Raw genomic sequence first — 19,342 nt, forward strand, 5'->3', positions numbered from 1 at the left:
GGAGCTAGGAGGCCCTTATGCGGCCGATAGCCAGAATATGCGTCGCCACCGCGTCAGCCATTGCTTTGGGCTGCGGTATCACGGCACCCACGGCCACGGCGGACGACATGTCACCGAAGGAGATCTTTGAAAAGGTGGCGCCCGCGACCGTGCAAGTGCTGGGCAGTCTGGGTTCCGGTACGGGAATCATCTACAACGCCGATGAAGGACTCATCCTCACCAACGCTCATGTAGTCGCCGGTGAGACCGCTCTCAAAGTCCGCATCGAGGACGGCAATCCCGTTCCTGTCCGGCTGTTGGGAAGTGATCCCTGCGAAGACCTGGCGGTCCTGAAACTCGCGACGCCACAAGAGGATCTGAAGCAGGTGGAGTTCGGCGACAGCCGCGACCTCAAGCAGGGGGACGAAGTGACGGCGATCGGCTACCCCGAGGCGGCAGGCGACGCGAGCAATCAGAAGGCTGTCCTCACCAGCGGGGTGGTCCAGTCGCCCGACGTCGCCGAGACGGGCAATGTGAGTCTGCCTGACCTCCCGTCCACCGTCCAGCATTCAGCGACGCTCAACCCCGGAAATTCCGGAGGTCCCCTGCTCAACGACGAAGCGAAGCTTGTCGGTATCAACGACTCCGCCGCCGGAGGCGAGATTCAGAACCAGAACTATGCCATCAGCAGCAACCACGCCGAACCCCTCCTCCAAGGGCTCGCCGACGGAAAGAGCAAGAACAATCCCGGATGGCAGTCACTGGTCGCGCTCACCGACCCGAATTTCGCCGACTACTTCCCCGATGAACTACAAGCCGACGCTCAGTCGCTTCAGAAACGTCTTGTCGACAAGAAAATCGACGGTCTCGTCGTGCTGGGTGTGGACAGCAACTCTCCGGCCAGCGCGGCGAAACTTGAGGCCGGTGACGTCATCACCGACCTCAAGGGCACTCCGGTCACCACCGTCCCTGAGGTGTGCAACATCCTTCAGTCGTCCGCACCAGGTGAGAAGCTCAAAGTCAGCGGCGTGTTTACGGTCGCCGGCACGGACGTCAACGGGACACCGGTCAAAGTCGGCGACCCCTGGGAAATCGACGTCACGCTGGCGGAGTGACGTCCACCCGCCGCTACGCGACCCACTGCTGATACGCCAGATTCGCCACCAGCGCGAACACCACCGTCAGCAGCACGACCCGTACGAACCCGCTGCCCTTCTTCAGCGCCGTACGCGCCCCGACCGTCCCGCCGACCAGATTGAACACGGCCATCAGAGCGGCCAGTTGCCAGTGCACCGTGCCCTTCCAGGCGAAGGTGGCGAGGGCACCCGCGTTGGTGCAGCAGTTGACGATCTTGGCGGTGGCGGAGGCGGTCACCAGGTCGAAGTGGAGGAGCGCGGTGAGGGCGAGCACGAGGAACGTACCCGTGCCGGGGCCGATCAGCCCGTCGTAGAAGCCGATGCCCAGGCCCGCGAGCCCGATCGCGGCGAGGACGCGGCGCGCGGAGACGGGCGTGGTCGCGGGCGCCGTACCGAAGGCGGGCCGCAGGATGACGAAGGTGCCGACGGCGAGCAGCACGACCATGACGACCGGCTTCAGCACGTCGGTGCTCATCCCGGCCGCGACGAACGCCCCCGCGGTCGAACCGGCGAGCGCCGCGAGCCCGATCCGTACGGCCAGGCGCACATCGACGGGCGCCTTGCGCGCGTACGTCACCGCCGCGCCCGTCGTGCCGACGATCGCCACCGCCTTGTTCGTGCCGAGCGCGTACGCCGCCGGGGTGCCGCTCGGCAGCCCGAGCAACAGCGCGGGGAGCAGAAGCAGCCCGCCGCCACCCACGACCGCGTCGATCCAGCCGGCCGCCAGGGAGGCAATGCACAGGACGACGACCATGGTCAGCGATATGTCGGGCATGATCGCGACCCTAGGGACGGGGTAGATGTGCCGTCCATGAATCTGGTGAAGCTTGAGGGACTTCTGAGGTTCGGCCCACCGTTTCAGACCCACCACTTGAGCCCCACCGTTTCAGCCCCACCGGTTTCAGCCCCACCGGTTTCAGCCCCACCGGTTTCAGCCCCACCGGTTTCAGCTCACGGAGTCCAGATAGCGCAGCACCGCCAGCACCCGCCGGTGCCCGGTCTCCGACGGCGGCAGGTCCAGCTTGGTGAAGATGTTGGCGATGTGCTTCTCGACGGCCCGTTCGGAGACGGTGAAGGAGGCGGCGATCGCGTGGTTCGTACGGCCCTCGGCCATCAGGGCGAGCACCTCGCGCTCGCGCGGCGTGAGCGTGTCGAGGGCGGTGGCGCGGCGGCTCGCACCGAAGAGCTGGGCGACGACCTCGGGGTCGAGGGCCGTGCCGCCTGCGGCGACCCGTTCCATGGCGTCGACGAACTCGCCGATGTCGACGACGCGTTCCTTGAGGAGATAGCCGAACCCGGCGGGCTCACCGAGCAGTTGGGTCGCGTACGTCGTCTCCACGTACTGCGAGAAGATCAGCACCCCGGTGCCGGGGTGGTCCTTGCGCAGGCGCACGGCCGCCCGGATCCCCTCGTCGGTCTGGGTCGGCGGCAGCCGGATGTCGACGACGGCGACGTCGGGGCGGTGCTCGGCCACGGCGGTCAGCAGCGCGTCCGCGTCCCCCACGGCGGCCGCGACCTCCACGCCCCGCAGCTGGAGGAGCTGGGCCAGCCCGTCACGCAGCAGGGCGGAGTCCTCGGCGATGACGACGCGCATACGACCCCTGTCCCCTGTGTGACCCATGTGCCCCTCGTGATCAGTACGGCAGCTCGACCGTGACCACCGTAGGCCCTCCCGGCGGGCTGTCGCAGGTGAGCGTGCCGTCGACGGTCCGTGCGCGGGTGAGCAGCCCGGTCAGGCCCGAGCCCGCGCCGATCACCGCGCCCCCGCGTCCGTCATCGCGGACGCCCAGCCGCAGCAGCCCGTCCCGGGCGGTCACCGTCACCGTGGCGCCGCTCGCCCCGCTGTGCTTGGTCGCGTTGGCGAGGAGTTCGGTGGCGCAGAAGTACGCGATCGACTCGACCGCCGGGCTGGGACGGACCGCGATGTCGGCGACGACCTCGACGGGCAGGGCGCTGTCGGCGGCGAGGGTGGCCAGGGCGGTGTCCAGGCCCTGGTCGAGTACGGGCGGGTGGATGCCCTTGACGAGGTGGCGCAGGTCGGCGATGGCCTGCGTGGCGTTGCCCCGCGCGGTGTCGACGACGGCGAGCAGCTGTTCCGGGGAGGCGCCGGCGCCGATCAGCTCCCTGATCATCGTGAGGTGCATCGCGAGGCCGACGAGCCGGGCCTGTGTGCCGTCGTGCAGGTCGCGTTCGATGCGGCGCAGGGTCGCCGCCGCGTCGTCCACGGCCTGGGCGCGGGTCTCCTCCAGGGTGCGGATGCGGCGGTCGGCTGCGTCGGGGCCGAGCAGGGCGGTGAGCAGGGCCCGGTGTGGGGCGAGGGCCCCCCGCAGCAGCCAGGCGGCGGTGGCGAGGAGCAGCAGTCCGAGGGCCACCGGGATCAGCCACCTCGGCCAGGCGTCGACCTGGAAACCGAAGAACTCCAGCGACACGCGGTGCTCCGTGCCGCCGCTCGCCCGCTTGGTGTCGTAGTTCCAGCGCTTGAGGAGGGGGTGGAGGGTGAGCAGGACGCCGTAGACGTAGCCGATGACGACGGCGACGTATCCGAAGACGGCGGTGAAGGGCGTCGCCAGGGCACAGGCGACGGCGCGCCAGCCGCTCCGGTCGCCGAGCAGCGCCCGCCGACGGCCCAGGATCCCGGTGCCCACGCGCCGCTCCGGCTCCTCGATCTCCAGCCCCAGCAGGCGCCGTGCGAGCCCGCGTTGCAGCCTGCCCAGCGCCAGCGCGCCGCGTACGGTGCCGGCGACCAGCCACAGTCCCAGCGTGGTCACGGACAGCGCGCCGCCGACCAGCAGCCCCACGAGGGTGAGGACGAACCCGACCAGGGCGAGGGGGAAGGCGATCAGCGCATAGAGGAGCGCCGCGAGGGCCTGCCGCCCGAAGGGCAGGCTCAGCGTGGCGCGGAGGCGGTTCATGGGATCAACCTAGGAGAGGAGCGTCGCCGCGAGGCGGCGCTGGACGGCGGCCATGGCCCGGCCGAGCCACGGCATGAGGAGCAGGAAGCCGAGGCCGCCGATGATCGCGTGGAACGCCCAGGCCCCGGCGAAGGTGGGTCCGCCCCAGGCGTCCGCGTAGTCGGAACCGGCGCGCAGCGGCCAGCCCAGGTTCATGGGTACGACGGACCAGCCGAAGGCCGTGACCGCCAGCACCACGAGGTTGAGCGGGGTCGCGAGGACCGCGTGGGCCAGACCCCGCGAGGGCCCGGGCGGCTCCGCGCCCCGGTCACTCCGGACGCCCGGGGCACTCAGGTCACCCGGATCGCCCAGGAAACGGTGGACGAGCGCCCGCTGCCAGCGCCCCGTCGGGGCACCCAGCAGGGCCAGTGGGACGCAGATCACCCCCACTGGGAAGGCCAGCAGGGCGTACGCGACCCGACGCCATGCGTCCGCCGTGAACGGTTCGCGGACGGCCCACCAGACGCGTACGGCGGTGTCGTCGCGGACGGGCGAGGGCGGAGGTTTCTGCGCGGTGGCCATGATGTGTCCCCCTGGGCGTGAGCTGGTGGAACCCGATACCTCAAGGCTTCCGTGCCGGGGCACCGCGATCGATCGTGCCTGCACGGAACCCGGAGGTTCGGTTAACCCCACCCCACGCCCCACCGCACCGCCCACCTCACACCCGCCCCCGGACGCGGGCGCCGAACCCTCACATCCGGACCCCGCCCCCGCTGAGGGCAGCGTTCCTCCCGGGAAACAGTCGTGATGCGGCCGGGTAACACCGGCACCGCACGGTGTGGTCATGACCTCGAATACGCGTGTGGTGGTGATCGGCGCCGGGCTCGCGGGCGCCCGGGTCGCCCGGCGGCTCGAAGAGCTCGGCGCGTCCGGCGGATCCGGCAGCACGTCCGGTACGGCGGGCGCGCCCGCCCTCTCCGTCGAGCTCGTCGGCGAGGAGGAGCACCGCCCATACAACCGCGTCCTGCTCGCCGAGGTCCTGGCCGGCCGGTACGCCCCCGAGGTGATCGCCCTCCCGGTGCCGGGCCGGCTGACCCGGGGCCGGGTGACCGGCATCGACCGCGCCGCGCGCACGCTGCGCTGCGCGGACGGCTCGGTGATCGCATACGACACGCTGGTCCTCGCGACGGGCTCGAACCCCGTACTCCCGCCGCTGCGCGGCCTGTTCGGCCACGGCGGGCACGAACTCCCGGAAGGCGTCCACGCGTTCCGCACGATGGACGACTGCCTGGGCCTGTCGAAGGCCGTACGGCCAGGCGCCCGCGCCGTCGTGATCGGCGGCGGTCTCCTCGGTGTCTCCGCCGCCCGCGCGCTCGCCGTGCGCGGCGCCCAGGTGGTGCTGGCCCAGCAGTCCGAGCGGCTCATGGAGCGCCAGCTCGACCCGTCCGCGTCCCGCCTGGTCCACCGGCACCTCACGGAGCTGGGCGTCGAGGTGCACACCGAGTGCCGGGTGCGCGACGTGCGCTGTGTCGGCGGCGCGGTCCGCTCGGTCGAGATGGCCGACGGATACGCCCTCGACGCCGACCTCGTCGTCCTGGCCTGCGGCGTCCACCCCCGCGTGGGCCTCGCCCAGGAAGCGGGACTCGCCGTCCACAAGGGCATCCTCGTCGACGACGAACTGCGTACGTCCGACCCGCACATCCGGGCGATCGGCGACTGCGCCCAACACGAGGGCACCGTCTACGGCCTGGCCACACCGGCCCTCGAACAGGCGGACATCCTCGCCGAGCTGATCGCGGGAGACACCAACCCCCGCTACACCGGCACCCGTGCCCTGACCCGTCTCACCCTCAACGGCGGCGACACCCCCTTCGACCTCGCCGCGTTCGGTGAGCCCGAACCCCGCCCCGGCGACGACGTCGTCCAGCTCGCCGACGCCACCCGCGGCACCTACCGCAAGGTCGTCGTCCGCGACGACCGCGTGGTCGGCGGCGTACTCGTCGGCGAACTCGGCACCGTCGGCGCGCTCGCGCGCGCCTGGGAGGGAGCAGAGCCGCTCCCCTCCGACGGTGCACCCCTGCTCCACCTGCTCACCAACGATGGAGGCTCCTGAATGTCCACGGACGCGACGAAGGCGGCGAACGCCACCGACGGGACCGCGCACACGATCGTGCTCGTCGGACACGGCATGGTCGGCCAGCGCTTCCTCGAAGCGCTCGCCGAGCGCGGCCTGACCGCCACGCACCGCGTGGTCGTGCTGTGCGAGGAGCCCCGCCCGGCGTACGACCGGGTCCAGCTCACCTCGTACTTCTCGGGCCGCACACCGGACGAACTCTCGCTCACCGACGAGGAGTTCATCAAGGAGCACGGCATCGAGCTGCACCTCGGCGACCCGGCCGAGTCGATCGACCGTGCCACCAGGAAGGTCACCGCCCGCTCGGGCCTGGTGGTCTCGTACGACACGCTCGTCCTCGCCACCGGCTCGTACCCCTTCGTCCCGCCGGTCCCCGGCAAGGACGCCGAGGGCTGCTTCGTCTACCGCACGATCGAGGACCTCCTCGCGATCGAGGAGTACGCGAAGGCACGGGCGACGACCGGTGCGGTGGTCGGCGGCGGTCTGCTCGGACTCGAGGCGGCGGGCGCGCTCAAGGGGCTCGGACTGACCACGCACATCGTGGAGTTCGCGCCGCGCCTGATGCCGGTGCAGGTCGACGAGGGCGGTGGCGCGGCGCTGCTGCGCACCATCGAGGACATGGGCCTGACGGTCCACACCGGCACGGGCACGCAGGAGATCGTCATCGGCGACGACGGCGCCGTGACCGGCATGAAGCTGTCCGACGGCTCCGAACTCCCCACGGATCTCGTGGTGTTCTCGGCGGGTGTACGCCCCCGGGACCAGCTCGCCCGCGACACCGGACTCGACATCGGCGAGCGCGGCGGCATCACGGTCGACGAGCAGTGCCGCACCTCCGACCCGCATGTGTTCGCGATCGGCGAGTGCGCGCTGGCGTCCGACGGCCGCGTATACGGTCTGGTCGCACCGGGTTACGAGATGGCCGAGACGGCCGCCGCCACGATCGCCGCCGACGAGGCGAGCTTCACCGGCGCCGACCTCTCCACCAAGCTCAAGCTCCTCGGCGTCGACGTCGCCTCCTTCGGCGACGCGCACGGCGCCACCGCCGACTGCCTCGACGTCGTCTACGCCGACTCGCGCTCGGGCACGTACAAGAAGCTGGTCATCGGCCGCGACGGCCAGCTGCTGGGCGGCATCCTGGTCGGCGACGCCGACGCGTACGGCACCCTGCGCGCCCTGACGGGGTCGGTGCCGCCGATCGCCCCCGAGCAGCTCGTCCTGCCGGCGGGCGCGGGCGCCCCGGTCGCCATCGGCCCCTCCGCGCTGCCGGACGAGGCGGTCATCTGCTCCTGCCACAACGTCACCAAGGGCACGATCCGCGGCGCGGTCACCGAGCACTCCTGCACCACGGTGCCGGAGGTCAAGAAGTGCACCAAGGCCGGTACCGGGTGCGGCAGTTGCGTCAAGGTGCTCAGCCAGCTGGTCACCGCCGAGCTGGAGGCGAGCGGCGTCGAGGTCGACAAGGGCCTGTGCGGCTGTTTCGGGCAGACCCGCGAGGAGCTGTACGAGATCGTCCTGGCACTGCGGATCACCTCGTACCAGCAGCTGCTGGACCGCCACGGCCGTGAGAACGCGCGCGGCGGCGACGGCTGCGAGGTCTGCAAGCCCGCGGTTGGCTCGATCATCGCCTCGCTCGCCCCGACCATCGGCACCAGCGGCTACGTCCTGGACGGCGAGCAGGCCGCGCTCCAGGACACCAACGACCACTTCCTCGCCAACCTCCAGAAGAATGGCTCGTACTCGATCGTGCCGCGCATCCCCGGCGGCGAGATCACTCCCGAGAAGCTCATCGTGATCGGCGAGGTGGCACGGGACTTCGGGCTCTACACGAAGATCACGGGCGGCCAGCGCATCGACATGTTCGGCGCGCGGGTGGAGCAACTCCCGCTGATCTGGGCCCGGTTGGTGGACGCCGGCTTCGAGTCGGGCCACGCGTACGGAAAGGCGCTGCGCACGGTCAAGTCGTGCGTGGGCCAGACCTGGTGCCGCTACGGCGTCCAGGACTCGGTCCGCATGGCGATCGACCTGGAGCTGCGCTACCGGGGCCTGCGCTCCCCGCACAAGCTGAAGTCGGCGGTCTCCGGGTGCGCCCGCGAGTGCGCCGAGGCCCAGTCCAAGGACTTCGGTGTGATCGCCACGTCCAACGGCTGGAACCTGTACGTCGGCGGCAACGGCGGCGCGACCCCGCGCCACGCGGACCTGCTGGCCCAGGACCTCAGCGACGCCGAACTCATCCGTCTGATCGACCGGTTCCTGATGTTCTACATCCGCACCGCCGACCGCCTGGAGCGCACCTCCACCTGGCTGGAGCGGATCGACGGCGGCCTGGACCACGTACGCGATGTGGTCGTCGAGGACTCGCTGGGCATCTGCGAGGAGCTGGAGTCGCTGATGTCGGCGCACGTGGCGAACTACCGCGACGAGTGGGCCGAGACCATCAACGACCCCGAGAAGCTCGCCCGGTTCGTGTCCTTCGTGAACGCCCCGGACACCCCCGACCCGGTCGTCGGCTTCGTCCCCGAGCGCGACCAGATCAAGCCCGACCTGCCGCTGCTGACCATCGGCACGCGTCCCCTGGAAGGAAGCGCCCAGCGATGACTCTCGCTCCCGAGACCACCACGATGAAGGTCCAACTCCGGCTGGACGACGTCTGGCTGACGGTATGTGACCTGACCCAGCTGATCCCCGGCCGCGGAGTGGCGGCGCTGCTGCCCGACCGCAGCCAGGTCGCGGTGTTCATGGACCGCGCGGGCCGCACGTACGCCATCGACAACCGCGACCCGTTCAGCGGGGCGGCGGTGCTCTCCCGTGGCCTGACGGGCACCCAGCAGGGCCGCCCGTTCGTCGCCTCCCCACTCCTGAAGCAGCGGTTCGACCTGGAGTCGGGGCAGTGCCTGGACGACGAGACGGTACGGGTGACGACGTACGAGGTACGCACGTCCTGACGGCGACCGGGGTGGCCGGACCAGCCCACGCCCATCGGCCACCCCGGGCTTACTTGACCGATCGTTCCCGAAAGTCCTAGGGTCACACTCGTGGCCAGGACCAAGGAGTTCGATCCGGACGCCGCGCTGCAGGCAGCCCTGGAGCTGTTCTGGCGGCGCGGCTACGAGGCGACGTCCATGGCGGACCTCGTCGCACACCTCGGCGTCGGACGCGCCAGCATCTACGCGACGTTCGGCAACAAGCACGAGCTGTACCTGAAGACGCTGGACCGCTATCAGCAGGCGCGCGACCCCCGCCTGCTGCGGGAACTCTCCCAGCCGGGGCCGGCACTCCCCGCCGTACGCACGGTGGTACGCCGCTTCGCGACCGAGGCGGCGACCGACGAGAAGCGCCTGAGCGGCTGCTTCGTCACCAACACGGCCGCCGAGCTCGCCCCGCACGACGCGGCCGCGGCCCGCCGGGTCGAACACAGCTGGGACCACATCGAGACCCTGTTGCACTCGGCACTCGTCCGCGCGCAGGCGCAGGGCGAGCTGCCGGACGACCGCGACCCCCGTGCGCTGGCCCGCATGCTGCTGGTCCTGATGCAGGGACTGCGGATCGTGGGCAAGGCCTCGACGGACCCGACCCGCGTCCAGGACGCGGCGGAGCAGGCACTGACACTGCTGGACTGATCCACCGCCCTCGCTCCGGGGTGTTTCAGCACGCCCCTTCAGCACGCCCCTTCAGCACGCCCCTTCAGCACGCCCTTTCAGCACGCCCTTTCAACATGCCTCGATACTGAATCGATCGGTCAAGAATTGGTCGGTCGGGAAAAGAGACCCATGGCTACCCGTTTCCCCGGCCGGACGGCCCTCGTCACCGGCGCCGGCTCCGGCATCGGCCGCGCCACCGCCCTCGCACTCGCCGCCGAGGGCGCACACGTCGTCGTCGCCGGGCGCACCGCAGCCCCGCTCGACGAGACCGTCGCGCTGATCGAGGAGCGGGGCGGCAAGGCCCTGGCCGTGACGGCCGACGTCTCGCGCGCCGCCGACTGGCAGACGTTGGTCGCGGCGGCCGTGGACCGCTTCGGCTCCCTGGACGTGGCGGTGAACAACGCGGGCGTCTTCCGCGGCGGGCACCCACTCGCCGACCTCCCGGAAGCGGACTGGCACACGCAGCTGGACATCAACCTCACGGGCGTGTTCGTCGCCCTCCAGGCCGAAATCAAGCAGATGCGCACGCAGCCGACCGGCGGCGCGATCGTCACCATCGCCTCCACCATCGGCCTGCACACCCGCCGCCCGGGCGTCGCCGCCTACGCCGCCTCCAAGGCCGCCGTCACCGCGCTGAGCCGCGCCGCCGCCCTGGACCACATCGCCGACGGCGTCCGTATCAACGTCGTCAGCCCCGGCGCCTCCGCCACCACCATGTCGCTGCGCCCCGGCGAGACGGAGGCCGAGCGCGTGGAGCGCGTGAAGCACGAGCTGCCGCTCGGCCGGGTCTCGGCGACCGAGGAGGTGGCCGCGGCCGTCCTCTACCTCGCGTCGGACGCCGCGGCGTCGGTCGTGGGCACGGACCTGGTGGTGGACAGCGGCGGTTCCCTCTGACTCAGCCGGCGCCGGGGTGGCCGACCTCAGCCCGCGCCGGGGTAGTCGGCGCTCCTTCTCCCTTTTGAGTCACAGGGAGTCACACCTTGAGCGCGTCGTACGTGACTCCGGTCAGCCGCTCCGAAGCGGCCCAAAGCCGCTCCCCCGCCGCGTCGTTGAGGGTCCACGGGGCGCGCCAGGACCTCCCGGGCGAACCGCGCCACATCGCGATCGACGGCCCGGTGAAGGAGTCGGGCAGCACCCCGGGCGCGGTGGCGGCGTACAGCGTGGGCAGCGCCCCGGCCTCGGCGCTCTGCGCGAAGACCCGGTTGCCGATCTCCATGAACCGCTCGGCGCCCCTGCGTCCCTCCAGCTTCGGCCCGGCGGTCTGGAGGTTGGTGGAGGCGTACCCCGGATGCGCGGCGGCCGCGACGACATCCGACCCGACTGCGGCCAGCCGCCGCGCCAGCTCATGGGTGAAGAGCAGATTGGCGGTCTTGGACCGGGCGTAGGCGATCCACCGCCGGTACGGATGGTGCTCGCTGTTGAGGTCGTCGATGTCGATGTTGGCCATCGCGTGGACCATGCTGGAGAGGGTCACGACGCGCGCGCCGGGCGTGGAGAGCAGCGAGGGCATCAGCAGCCCGGTGAGAGCGAAGTGTCCGAGGTGATTGACCCCGAACTGGGTCTCGAACCCGTCGGCGGTGCGGCCGTGGGGCAAGGCCATCACACCGGCATTGTTGACGAGAAGATCGAGCCGCTCGTACGCCCGCCCGTACACGGCCGTGAACTCCCGGACGGAGTCCAGCTGCCCAAGATCCAGCCGTACGAACTCGACGTCGGCGCCGGGAACTTCGGCGACGAGCCGGTCCTCGGCCTCGGCGCCGCGCACCTCACTGCGACACGCGAGCACCACCCGGGCCCCCTTCCGGGCCAGCTCACGCGCCGTGACATACCCGAGGCCGCTATTGGCCCCGGTGACGACGGCCGTGCGGCCGCTCTGGTCCGGGATGTCGCTCACATTCCAGCCCGTCATGGCGGAACTCCCTCCGAAGACATCCGAAGACACCGGTCCTCAGCGTACGGCGCCACGCGCCCCTTCCAGCCGTCCGACACCATGCCCCGACCGGCCACGAATCGTCCATGACAAGTCCAGCCGGCGCGGCACGAGCGGCGGTTCGTCCGGCGGGATCACGTACGAGGTGACGGGGCCGTTCCGCTCCTGACCTCCTCGGCGGCGGCCGCCGCGTACGGCTGCTGCCCCTCTCCCTCGGGCAGCAGCACCTCCACCGCCGCCCCGCGCTGCCGCTGCCGCTCCGCCCACTCCTCGACCTCCGCGCGGCTGGCCAGGTCCAGATGGGACACCCCCGTGAGATCCATCTGCACCCGGTCGCGCCCGGCCAGCGATTCCAGCGTCGCCGTCAGCTGCGGCAGCCGCAGGAAGGTGGCGTTGCCGCTCATCACCAGCAGTGCGCTGTCGCCCTCCACGGTCGTCTCGGCGGTGAGGCGCGACATGCGTACGGCGGCCAGCAGGACCGCCACCGCGAGACCCACCAGGACCCCTTCCAGGAGGTTGGCGACGACGATGGCGAGGGTGGTGACGACCATGACCACGCCCTCGCCCCGGTCCTTGCGCCACATCCGGGGGAACTGCCCGGGGTCGAACAGCTTCCAGCCGCTGTGCACGAGGATGCCCGCGAGCACGCACACGGGGACGAGGCCGAGGACGCCCGGCAGCAGCAGTCCGAAGCCCAGCAGCCAGCCGCCGTGCAGGATGCGGGAGAGCTTGGTCTTCGCCCCGGCCTGGACATTGGCGGAGCTGCGCGCGATGACCGCGGTCAGTGGCAGGGCGCCGACGAGTCCGGCGAGCGTGTTGCCAAGGCCCTGGGAGAGCAGTTCGGGGTTGTAGCGGGTGCGCGGACCGGAGTGCATGCGGTCGACGGCCGCCGCGCTGAACAGGCTCTCGGCGGAGGCGATGACCGTGAAGGTGACGACGACACCGAGCACCGCCGGGTCGGCGAGGCCGGCCAGCTCCTCGGCTCCCGGGACCGCCAGGCTGTCGGCGAGGCTGCCGAAGACGACCTTCTTGACCCGCACTCCTGGCAGCGACGCGACGGCCGCGCCGAGCCCGACCGCCACCAGGGGCGCGGGCACCTTGTTCAGCGGGGCCGGCACCTTCTTCCACACGAAACACAGGACGACGGTGCCCCCGCCCAACAGCAGCGCCTGCGTGGCCGCCTGACTGGCGAGCGTGCGCGAGAGCAGGTCGGGCAGGCCCGCCGCGTTCTTCAGGGCCGAGCCGCGCTGCGCCGCGTCGGCGAGGGCGTACACCTGGCCGAGCATCAGCGGCAGTCCGATGCCGGCGAGCATGCCACCCACCACGGAGACCGAGATCGCCTGGAAGAAGCGGCCCATCCGGAGCGCTCCGAGGATCATCTGCAGCACTCCGGTGGCGAGCACGATGGGGCCGAGCATCGCGATGCCGTGCTCGCCCACGGCCTCGAGCACCAGCGCGGCGAGCCCTGCCGCCGGACCGCTCACCTGGAGGCTGCTGCCGGGCAGGAATCCGACGATGAGTCCGCCGATGATCCCGGAGACGATGCCGAGTTCCACGGGTACGCCGGAGGCGGCGGCGACCCCGATGCACAGCGGCAGGGCGACGAGGAAGACGACCAGCGAGGCCACGATGTCGGTGACCACCGCGCCGGATCCGAGGGGAGTTGACGTACCGGTACGGGCCATGGGTTTTCGGGAGGGACGGGCGTGACGGGCCATGGGTGCTCCTGGAACGGGGGTGGGAGGACGTGAGGGACATCGACTCGGCTCGGGGAGCGAGCGTGGGGGGACGTCAACTCGGCTCAGAGAACGGGCACTCGGCTCAGAGAACGGGCACTCGGCTCAGGGAACGGGCATGGGAGCCGTCAGCTCCTCCACCTCACCCGTGTCGATCCGGTAGAACCAGCCGTGGAGCCCCAGTTCACCGGCGACGATCCGGTCCCGTACGGCCGGATAGCCGCGCAGCGAGTCGAGTTGGGCGGCCACATGACGGCGCACGACATCCGGCAGTCCCGGGTCGGCGGGCGGGGCATCGAGGACGGGGGCAAGGGCGGGCCGGGCCAGTTCGAGCCAGCCGCCCACCTCCGGCAGCGCACTCAGGTCGTGTCCTCGGACCAGCGTGTCCAAGGCCCCGCAGTGCGAGTGGCCGCAGACCACGATGTCGCGGACGCCCAGCACCTCCACGGCGTAGCCGATCGTGGCGGCCTCGGAGCAGACCGGCAGCAGGTCGTACGGGGGCACGATGTTGCCCGCGGTGCGCAGCTCGAACAGCTCGCCGGGGCGGGCGCCGGTGATGAGGGACGGGATGACCCGTGAATCGGAGCAGGTGATGAAGAGGGCCTCGGGCCACTGGCCCTCGGCGAGCCTGCGATATTTGTCACTCTCGGCACTGATCCGGTGCTTGAACGCGCGTGCGTTGTGCAGCAGTCGCCGCATGGCAGCGCTCCTTCCGGGGTCGGATGGCAGGACGCTAACCAGCGCCGATGCCCCTCCGAGCGGGCTCTGACGGAGCGCTTCCGTCCCGCTTCCCGAGCGCTAACCAGGGCTTTACAGAAGGCCGTTGAGGCGTAAGAGGCCTGATGTACCTTCCGGGGCATGCGAGTTCTGTTGGTTGAGGACGACGACACGATCGCCGAGCCGCTGGCCGACGGGCTCCGGCGGTACGGCTTCACGGTCGAGCGGAGTGCCACGGGCGCGGCCGCCCTCGGCAGACCGCCGGGCGACATCGTGCTGCTCGACCTGGGACTGCCCGACATGGACGGCATCGACGTGTGCCGCCGGATCCGGCAGGTCTCCGAGGTGCCGATCATCATGCTCACGGCGCGCGGTACGGAGGCGGACCGCGTGGTGGGGCTCGAACTGGGCGCGGACGACTACCTCGCCAAGCCGTTCAGCACCCGCGAACTCATCGCCCGGATGCGGGCGGTGGTCCGGCGTTTCCATGTCGTCCCCGAGCACGCCGCTCCCGCACGCGCCGTCCCCGCACACGTCGCTCCCGCGAACACCGTCCCCGCACGCGCCGTCCCCGGCCACCCGGCCGAGGCACCGCCCCAGTACGTCGGCGTGCTCAGCATCGACCGGCGCACCCGCCAGGTCCGGGTGGCCGGGGAGAGCGTCGACCTCACCCCGAAGGAGTTCGACTTGCTGTGCCTGCTCGCCCAGGACCCGGGCGCGGTGTACGAGCGCGAGTACCTGCTCGAAACCGTCTGGACCGAGCGCTTCTACGGCCCGACCAGGACCCTGGACGTCCATGTCGCCGCGCTGCGCCGCAAACTCGGCGGGCCCGACTGGATCGAGACCATCCGCGGGGTGGGCTTCCGGCTGCGCCCGCCGGGCCGCTGAACAAAAGAGCGCCGGGATGACGTACGGACCACCGACATGACGTACCGCCTCCTGCGCAGCTATCTCACCCTCGCCGCCCTGGTCCTCGTGGCCCTCGAATGGCCGCTGGGCCACTTCTACATCCGGGCGGAGGAGAGCCGCGCCGTCGCGCGCGTCGAGCACGACGCGCAGTCCCTGGCCGCCTTCGCCGACCACCTCATCGAGACGGACGGCACGGAGCAACTGCCCCGGCTGGCCCGCGAGTACGCCGTCATGACGGGCGGCCGGGTGGTCGTGGTCGACGGCTCCGGGTTCCTCCTCGCCACGTCCGGGCCCCTGCCGCCCCGTGAGCGCGAGGCACTGGCCTCCCGGCCGGAGATCGTCACGGCGCTGGGCGGCGAGACCCGTGCCGGGATCCGCCGTGACCGCTCCGGCCGGGTGCATCTCGCGGTGCCGACCCGGCCCGGTCCGGCGGTCCGCGGCGCGGTGCGGGTGAGTGTGCCCGGCTCGTCGGTCGACGGGAACAGTGGGCAGGTGTGGCTGTTCCTCGGCGTGGTCGGCGCCGCGGTCCTCGCGGCGGCCGCCGTGGTCGCGTTCGCCCTGGCCCGCTGGATCGCCCGGCCGGTGCGGTACCTGGAGGAGCAGGCGGCCCGGATCGCGGCCGGCGGCGACCTCGTGGTCCCCGATCGCACGGTGCCCGGGCCGCCCGAGATACGCCGGCTCACCGAGACCCTGCGCACCACCGCTCGCCGCCTGCAGTACCTGCTGACCGCGCAGGGCGCCTTCGCGGGCGATGCCTCGCACCAGCTCAGAACTCCCCTGGCGGCGCTCAGACTGCGCCTGGAGAACCTGGAGCGGGACATCGCCCCGCGCGGCCGCGCCGACTGGGAGGCCGCGCTGACGGAGACGGACCGGCTGGCCCGTACGACGGAGACGCTGCTGGCGATGGCCCGGCTCGACGAGGCCTCCCTGGTACCCGAACCCCTCGACCTGGACGCGGCGGTGGCGGATCGCGCCCGCATGTGGGAGGCGCTGGCGGCGGAGTCCGGGGTGCGGGTGATGTCGGTCGGCGGGCCGGTCGGCCGGGTGTGGGCGGTGCCCGGCGGCGTCCCGCAGATCCTCGACAACCTGCTGGCCAACGCCGTGCGGGTGGCTCCCGCCGGCAGCACGGTCGTGGTGCGCCTGCTGTCCCGTCGGCCGCGCCGCGGACTGCCCGCCCTCGTCGAACTGCACGTCGTCGACCGAGGCCCGGGCCTCGACGCCGACCAGCGCGAGCGCGCCTTCGACCGCTTCTGGCGGGCTCCGGGAGCCCCGAAGGGCGGTACGGGTCTCGGCCTGCCCCTCGTACGGCAGCTGGCCCGGGTCAGTGGTGGCGAGGCCGAGCTGCTGCCCGCTCCGGGGACAGGGCTGGACGCCATGGTCGTGCTGGTCTCCGTCGTCGACGGGCACGCCGACGGGGCGGACACCTCCGCACAGGTGTCCGCCCCGTCTCTCGTGTCCCGGAGCCGCCGCCGTGTCGGTGAGGGTCGGAATGACCGACGGCGGCTTCGGTGGTCCTCACTCGGTCAGCGGTGGTCGCTGCCCTTCGCCGTGGACGCCGCGCGGCCCGCCTCCAGGCGCGCCACCGGAATCCGGAACGGCGAGCAGGAGACGTAGTCGAGCCCCACCTCGTGGAAGAAGTGGACCGACTCCGGGTCGCCGCCGTGCTCACCGCAGACGCCGAGCTTCAGGTCGGGACGCGTGGCACGCCCGGCCTGCGCCGCGGACTTCACCAGCGAGCCGACGCCGTCCTTGTCGATCGTCTCGAAGGGAGAGACGCCGAAGATGCCCTTCTCCAGGTACGCCGTGAAGAAGGAGGCCTCCACGTCGTCCCGGCTGAAGCCCCACACCGTCTGCGTGAGGTCGTTCGTACCGAAGGAGAAGAACTCCGCCGCCTCCGCGATCTGCCCCGCCGTGAGGGCCGCCCGCGGCAGCTCGATCATCGTGCCGATGGCGAGCTTCAGTTCCACACCCGTCGCCGCCTGGACCTCCGCGATGACCTGGTCGGCCTCCTCGCGGACGATCTCCAGCTCCTGGACGGTGCCGACGAGGGGGATCATGATCTCGGCCCGCGGGTCGCCCTTGGCGTTCTTGCGTTCGGCCGCGGCCTCCGCGATCGCCCGCACCTGCATGGTGAAGAGGCCGGGGATGACCAGGCCGAGGCGCACGCCGCGCAGACCCAGCATCGGGTTCTGCTCGTGCAGGCGGTGCACCGCCTGGAGCAGCCGGAGGTCGTTCTCGTTGGAGTCCTTGCGGGACTCGGCGAGCGCGACGCGCACGGACAGTTCCGTGATGTCCGGCAGGAACTCGTGCAGCGGCGGGTCCAGGAGACGGATCGTCACCGGGAGGCCGTCCATCGCCTCGAAGAGTTCGACGAAGTCCCGCTTCTGGAGGGGCAGGAGTTCCTTGAGGGAGTCCTCGCGCTCCACATCCGTGTCCGCCAGGATGAGGCGTTCCACCAGCTCGCGCCGGTCGCCGAGGAACATGTGCTCCGTGCGGCACAGGCCGATGCCCTGCGCGCCGAAGCGACGGGCGCGCAGCGCGTCCTCGGCGTTGTCGGCATTGGCGCGCACCCGCAGACGGCGGACCCGGTCCGCGTACGCCATGATCCGGTGGACGGCCGCGACCAGCTCGTCCGCGTCGTCGGCGCCCGCGTGCATCCGGCCCTCGAAGTACTCGACGACCGGGGACGGGACGACCGGGACCTCGCCCAGGTACACCTTGCCCGTCGAGCCGTCGATCGAGACGACGTCGCCTTCCTCGACCACGACACCGCCCGGAGCCGTCAGACGGCGGCGCTTGGTGTCGACCTCGAGCTCCTCCGCGCCGCACACGCAGGTCTTGCCCATGCCGCGCGCGACGACGGCGGCGTGCGAGGTCTTGCCGCCGCGGGAGGTCAGGATGCCCTCCGCCGCGATCATGCCGTCGAGGTCGTCGGGGTTGGTCTCGCGGCGGATCAGGATGACCTTCTCGCCCGAACGCGACCACTTGATCGCCGTGTACGAGTCGAAGACCGCCTTGCCGACCGCGGCACCCGGCGACGCCGCGATGCCCCGGCCGATCTGCTCGACCTTCGCCTGGTCGTCGAAGCGCGGGAACATCAGCTGCGCGAGCTGGGCGCCCGTCACGCGCTGAAGGGCTTCCGCCTCGTCGATCAGGCCCTGGTCCACCAGCTGCGTCGCGATACGGAAGGCCGCGCCCGCCGTGCGCTTGCCGACGCGGGTCTGCAGCATCCACAGCTGGCCGCGCTCGATGGTGAACTCGATGTCGCAGAGATCCTTGTAGTGGTTCTCCAGGGTCTCCATGATCTGCATCAGCTGGTCGTACGACTTCTTGTCGATCGACTCCAGCTCCGCGAGCGGGACCGTGTTGCGGATGCCCGCCACCACGTCCTCGCCCTGGGCGTTCTGCAGGTAGTCGCCGTACACACCCTGGTGGCCGGAGGCCGGGTCACGGGTGAACGCCACGCCCGTACCGGAGTCGGGGCCGAGGTTGCCGAAGACCATGGAACAGACGTTGACGGCCGTGCCGAGGTCGTGCGGGATGCGCTCCTGGCGGCGGTACAGCTTCGCGCGGTCGCCGTTCCACGAGTCGAAGACCGCCTTGATGGCGAGGTCCATCTGCTCGCGCGGGTCCTGCGGGAAGTCGCGACCGGCCTCGGTCTTGACGATCTTCTTGAACTTGGTGACGAGCTTCTTCAGGTCGGCCGCTTCGAGGTCCGTGTCGACCGTGACCTTCTTGGCGTCCTTCGCCGCCTCCAGCGCGTCCTCGAAGAGGTCGCCGTCCACGCCGAGGACCGTCTTGCCGAACATCTGGATGAGACGGCGGTACGAGTCCCATGCGAAGCGGTCGTCGCCGGCCTGCTTGGCCAGGCCCTGGACCGACTTGTCGGAGAGGCCGATGTTCAGGACGGTGTCCATCATGCCCGGCATGGAGAACTTCGCCCCGGAGCGGACCGATACGAGCAGAGGGTCATCGGCCTGGCCGAGCTTCTTGCCCATCTTCGCTTCGAGGGCTTCGAGGTGTGCACTCACCTCGTCACGCAGTGCCGCCGGCTCCTCGCCACTGTCGAGGTACGTCTTGCACGCCTCGGTGGTGATCGTGAAGCCGGGAGGGACGGGAAGACCCAGGTTGGTCATCTCGGCGAGGTTCGCACCCTTGCCGCCGAGGAGGTCCTTGAGGTCCTTGTTGCCCTCGGTGAAGTCGTAAACGAACTTCACATCCTCGACGCCGCTCTCAGCTACGTGGGGATCTTTGTTTTCCGACACGAGT

At 71.0% G+C, this 19,342-nt stretch carries 16 protein-coding genes; 8 read left to right on the forward strand and 8 right to left on the reverse strand.

From position 1 onward, the window contains the following. Positions 1–17 precede the first annotated feature (17 nt). Positions 18–1,094 (forward strand): S1C family serine protease, encoded by a 1,077-nt coding sequence (locus tag ACFY0T_RS04580; protein WP_388864524.1) that lies wholly within the window; start codon positions 18–20, stop codon positions 1,092–1,094. A gap of 13 nt (positions 1,095–1,107) precedes the next feature. On the opposite strand, the gene ACFY0T_RS04585 is transcribed toward ACFY0T_RS04580, so the two are convergent. From ACFY0T_RS04585 to ACFY0T_RS04600, 4 genes are all read right to left on the reverse strand, one after another. Then, the gene (locus ACFY0T_RS04585; protein ID WP_388864525.1) at positions 1,108–1,890 is read right to left on the reverse strand and encodes a sulfite exporter TauE/SafE family protein; all 783 of its coding nucleotides are present in this window, start codon (positions 1,888–1,890) and stop codon (positions 1,108–1,110) included. A gap of 171 nt (positions 1,891–2,061) precedes the next feature. Further along, a complete protein-coding gene (locus ACFY0T_RS04590; protein ID WP_388864526.1) occupies positions 2,062–2,709 on the reverse strand; it encodes a response regulator in 648 nt (215 codons plus the stop codon). Between the two features lie 40 nt (positions 2,710–2,749). Beyond that, positions 2,750–4,027: a sensor histidine kinase gene (locus tag ACFY0T_RS04595; protein WP_388864527.1), complete on the reverse strand. Its 1,278-nt coding sequence runs from the start codon at positions 4,025–4,027 to the stop codon at positions 2,750–2,752. A gap of 9 nt (positions 4,028–4,036) precedes the next feature. Further along, positions 4,037–4,588: a hypothetical protein gene (locus ACFY0T_RS04600; RefSeq protein ID WP_388864528.1), complete on the reverse strand. Its 552-nt coding sequence runs from the start codon at positions 4,586–4,588 to the stop codon at positions 4,037–4,039. Positions 4,589–4,850: 262 nt separating this feature from the next. On the opposite strand from ACFY0T_RS04600, the gene ACFY0T_RS04605 reads away from it, so the two are divergent. The 5 genes from ACFY0T_RS04605 (at position 4,851) to ACFY0T_RS04625 (ending at position 10,675) form a co-directional block, all read left to right on the forward strand. After that, positions 4,851–6,119, forward strand: coding sequence for an NAD(P)/FAD-dependent oxidoreductase (locus ACFY0T_RS04605; RefSeq protein ID WP_388864529.1), 1,269 nt, complete (start codon positions 4,851–4,853; stop codon positions 6,117–6,119). Beyond that, a complete protein-coding gene (nirB, locus tag ACFY0T_RS04610) occupies positions 6,120–8,738 on the forward strand; it encodes a nitrite reductase large subunit NirB (RefSeq protein ID WP_388864530.1) in 2,619 nt (872 codons plus the stop codon). It begins immediately after the preceding gene. Then, the gene (gene nirD, locus ACFY0T_RS04615; RefSeq protein WP_388864531.1) at positions 8,735–9,085 is read left to right on the forward strand and encodes a nitrite reductase small subunit NirD; all 351 of its coding nucleotides are present in this window, start codon (positions 8,735–8,737) and stop codon (positions 9,083–9,085) included. Before nirB ends, nirD begins: the two co-directional genes overlap by 4 nt. Positions 9,086–9,175: 90 nt before the next feature. After that, entirely contained in the window at positions 9,176–9,760 is a 585-nt protein-coding gene (locus ACFY0T_RS04620) for a TetR/AcrR family transcriptional regulator (protein WP_388864532.1), read from the forward strand. Between the two features lie 150 nt (positions 9,761–9,910). Beyond that, positions 9,911–10,675: an SDR family NAD(P)-dependent oxidoreductase gene (locus tag ACFY0T_RS04625; protein WP_388864533.1), complete on the forward strand. Its 765-nt coding sequence runs from the start codon at positions 9,911–9,913 to the stop codon at positions 10,673–10,675. 79 nt (positions 10,676–10,754) lie between these two features. Here ACFY0T_RS04625 and ACFY0T_RS04630 read toward each other — a convergent pair whose 3' ends face one another. The 3 genes from ACFY0T_RS04630 to ACFY0T_RS04640 all read right to left on the reverse strand — a co-directional run bounded on the left by ACFY0T_RS04630 (position 10,755) and on the right by ACFY0T_RS04640 (position 14,146). Then, positions 10,755–11,690 carry an oxidoreductase gene (locus ACFY0T_RS04630; RefSeq protein WP_388864534.1) on the reverse strand — a complete coding sequence of 312 codons (936 nt, stop codon included), beginning with the start codon at positions 11,688–11,690 and terminating at the stop codon, positions 10,755–10,757. A gap of 155 nt (positions 11,691–11,845) precedes the next feature. Beyond that, positions 11,846–13,339, reverse strand: coding sequence for a SulP family inorganic anion transporter (locus ACFY0T_RS04635; RefSeq protein WP_388864751.1), 1,494 nt, complete (start codon positions 13,337–13,339; stop codon positions 11,846–11,848). A gap of 213 nt (positions 13,340–13,552) precedes the next feature. Beyond that, positions 13,553–14,146, reverse strand: a complete 594-nt coding sequence (locus tag ACFY0T_RS04640) for a carbonic anhydrase (RefSeq protein ID WP_388864535.1) — start codon at positions 14,144–14,146, stop codon at positions 13,553–13,555. A gap of 159 nt (positions 14,147–14,305) precedes the next feature. Between ACFY0T_RS04640 and ACFY0T_RS04645 the strand changes: the two genes are divergently transcribed. Next, a complete protein-coding gene (locus tag ACFY0T_RS04645) occupies positions 14,306–15,052 on the forward strand; it encodes a response regulator transcription factor (RefSeq protein WP_388864536.1) in 747 nt (248 codons plus the stop codon). A gap of 36 nt (positions 15,053–15,088) precedes the next feature. Then, complete coding sequence (locus ACFY0T_RS04650; RefSeq protein WP_388864537.1) at positions 15,089–16,687, forward strand: sensor histidine kinase; 1,599 nt, start codon at positions 15,089–15,091, stop codon at positions 16,685–16,687. On the opposite strand, the gene ppdK is transcribed toward ACFY0T_RS04650, so the two are convergent. Continuing rightward, positions 16,597–19,338, reverse strand: a complete 2,742-nt coding sequence (ppdK, locus tag ACFY0T_RS04655) for a pyruvate, phosphate dikinase (RefSeq protein WP_388864538.1) — start codon at positions 19,336–19,338, stop codon at positions 16,597–16,599. The two genes, ACFY0T_RS04650 and ppdK, sit on opposite strands and share 91 nt — an antisense overlap. Positions 19,339–19,342: the final 4 nt, after the last annotated feature.

This window comes from Streptomyces sp. NPDC001530 (genome assembly GCF_042894545.1).
In the GTDB taxonomy this organism is placed as follows: domain Bacteria; phylum Actinomycetota; class Actinomycetes; order Streptomycetales; family Streptomycetaceae; genus Streptomyces.

Bases quoted from the DNA above. Each gene is read 5' to 3' on its own strand.
- ACFY0T_RS04650 (WP_388864537.1), top strand. From the start codon at position 15,089: ATGACGTACCGCCTCCTGCGCAGCTATCTCACCCTCGCCGCCCTGGTC.
- ACFY0T_RS04640 (WP_388864535.1), bottom strand. From the start codon at position 14,146: ATGCGGCGACTGCTGCACAACGCACGCGCGTTCAAGCACCGGATCAGT.
- ACFY0T_RS04605 (WP_388864529.1), top strand. From the start codon at position 4,851: ATGACCTCGAATACGCGTGTGGTGGTGATCGGCGCCGGGCTCGCGGGC.
- ACFY0T_RS04630 (WP_388864534.1), bottom strand. From the start codon at position 11,690: ATGACGGGCTGGAATGTGAGCGACATCCCGGACCAGAGCGGCCGCACG.
- ACFY0T_RS04585 (WP_388864525.1), bottom strand. From the start codon at position 1,890: ATGCCCGACATATCGCTGACCATGGTCGTCGTCCTGTGCATTGCCTCC.
- ACFY0T_RS04595 (WP_388864527.1), bottom strand. From the start codon at position 4,027: ATGAACCGCCTCCGCGCCACGCTGAGCCTGCCCTTCGGGCGGCAGGCC.
- ACFY0T_RS04590 (WP_388864526.1), bottom strand. From the start codon at position 2,709: ATGCGCGTCGTCATCGCCGAGGACTCCGCCCTGCTGCGTGACGGGCTG.
- nirB (WP_388864530.1), top strand. From the start codon at position 6,120: ATGTCCACGGACGCGACGAAGGCGGCGAACGCCACCGACGGGACCGCG.
- ACFY0T_RS04580 (WP_388864524.1), top strand. From the start codon at position 18: ATGCGGCCGATAGCCAGAATATGCGTCGCCACCGCGTCAGCCATTGCT.
- ACFY0T_RS04600 (WP_388864528.1), bottom strand. From the start codon at position 4,588: ATGGCCACCGCGCAGAAACCTCCGCCCTCGCCCGTCCGCGACGACACC.
- nirD (WP_388864531.1), top strand. From the start codon at position 8,735: ATGACTCTCGCTCCCGAGACCACCACGATGAAGGTCCAACTCCGGCTG.
- ACFY0T_RS04625 (WP_388864533.1), top strand. From the start codon at position 9,911: ATGGCTACCCGTTTCCCCGGCCGGACGGCCCTCGTCACCGGCGCCGGC.
- ACFY0T_RS04645 (WP_388864536.1), top strand. From the start codon at position 14,306: ATGCGAGTTCTGTTGGTTGAGGACGACGACACGATCGCCGAGCCGCTG.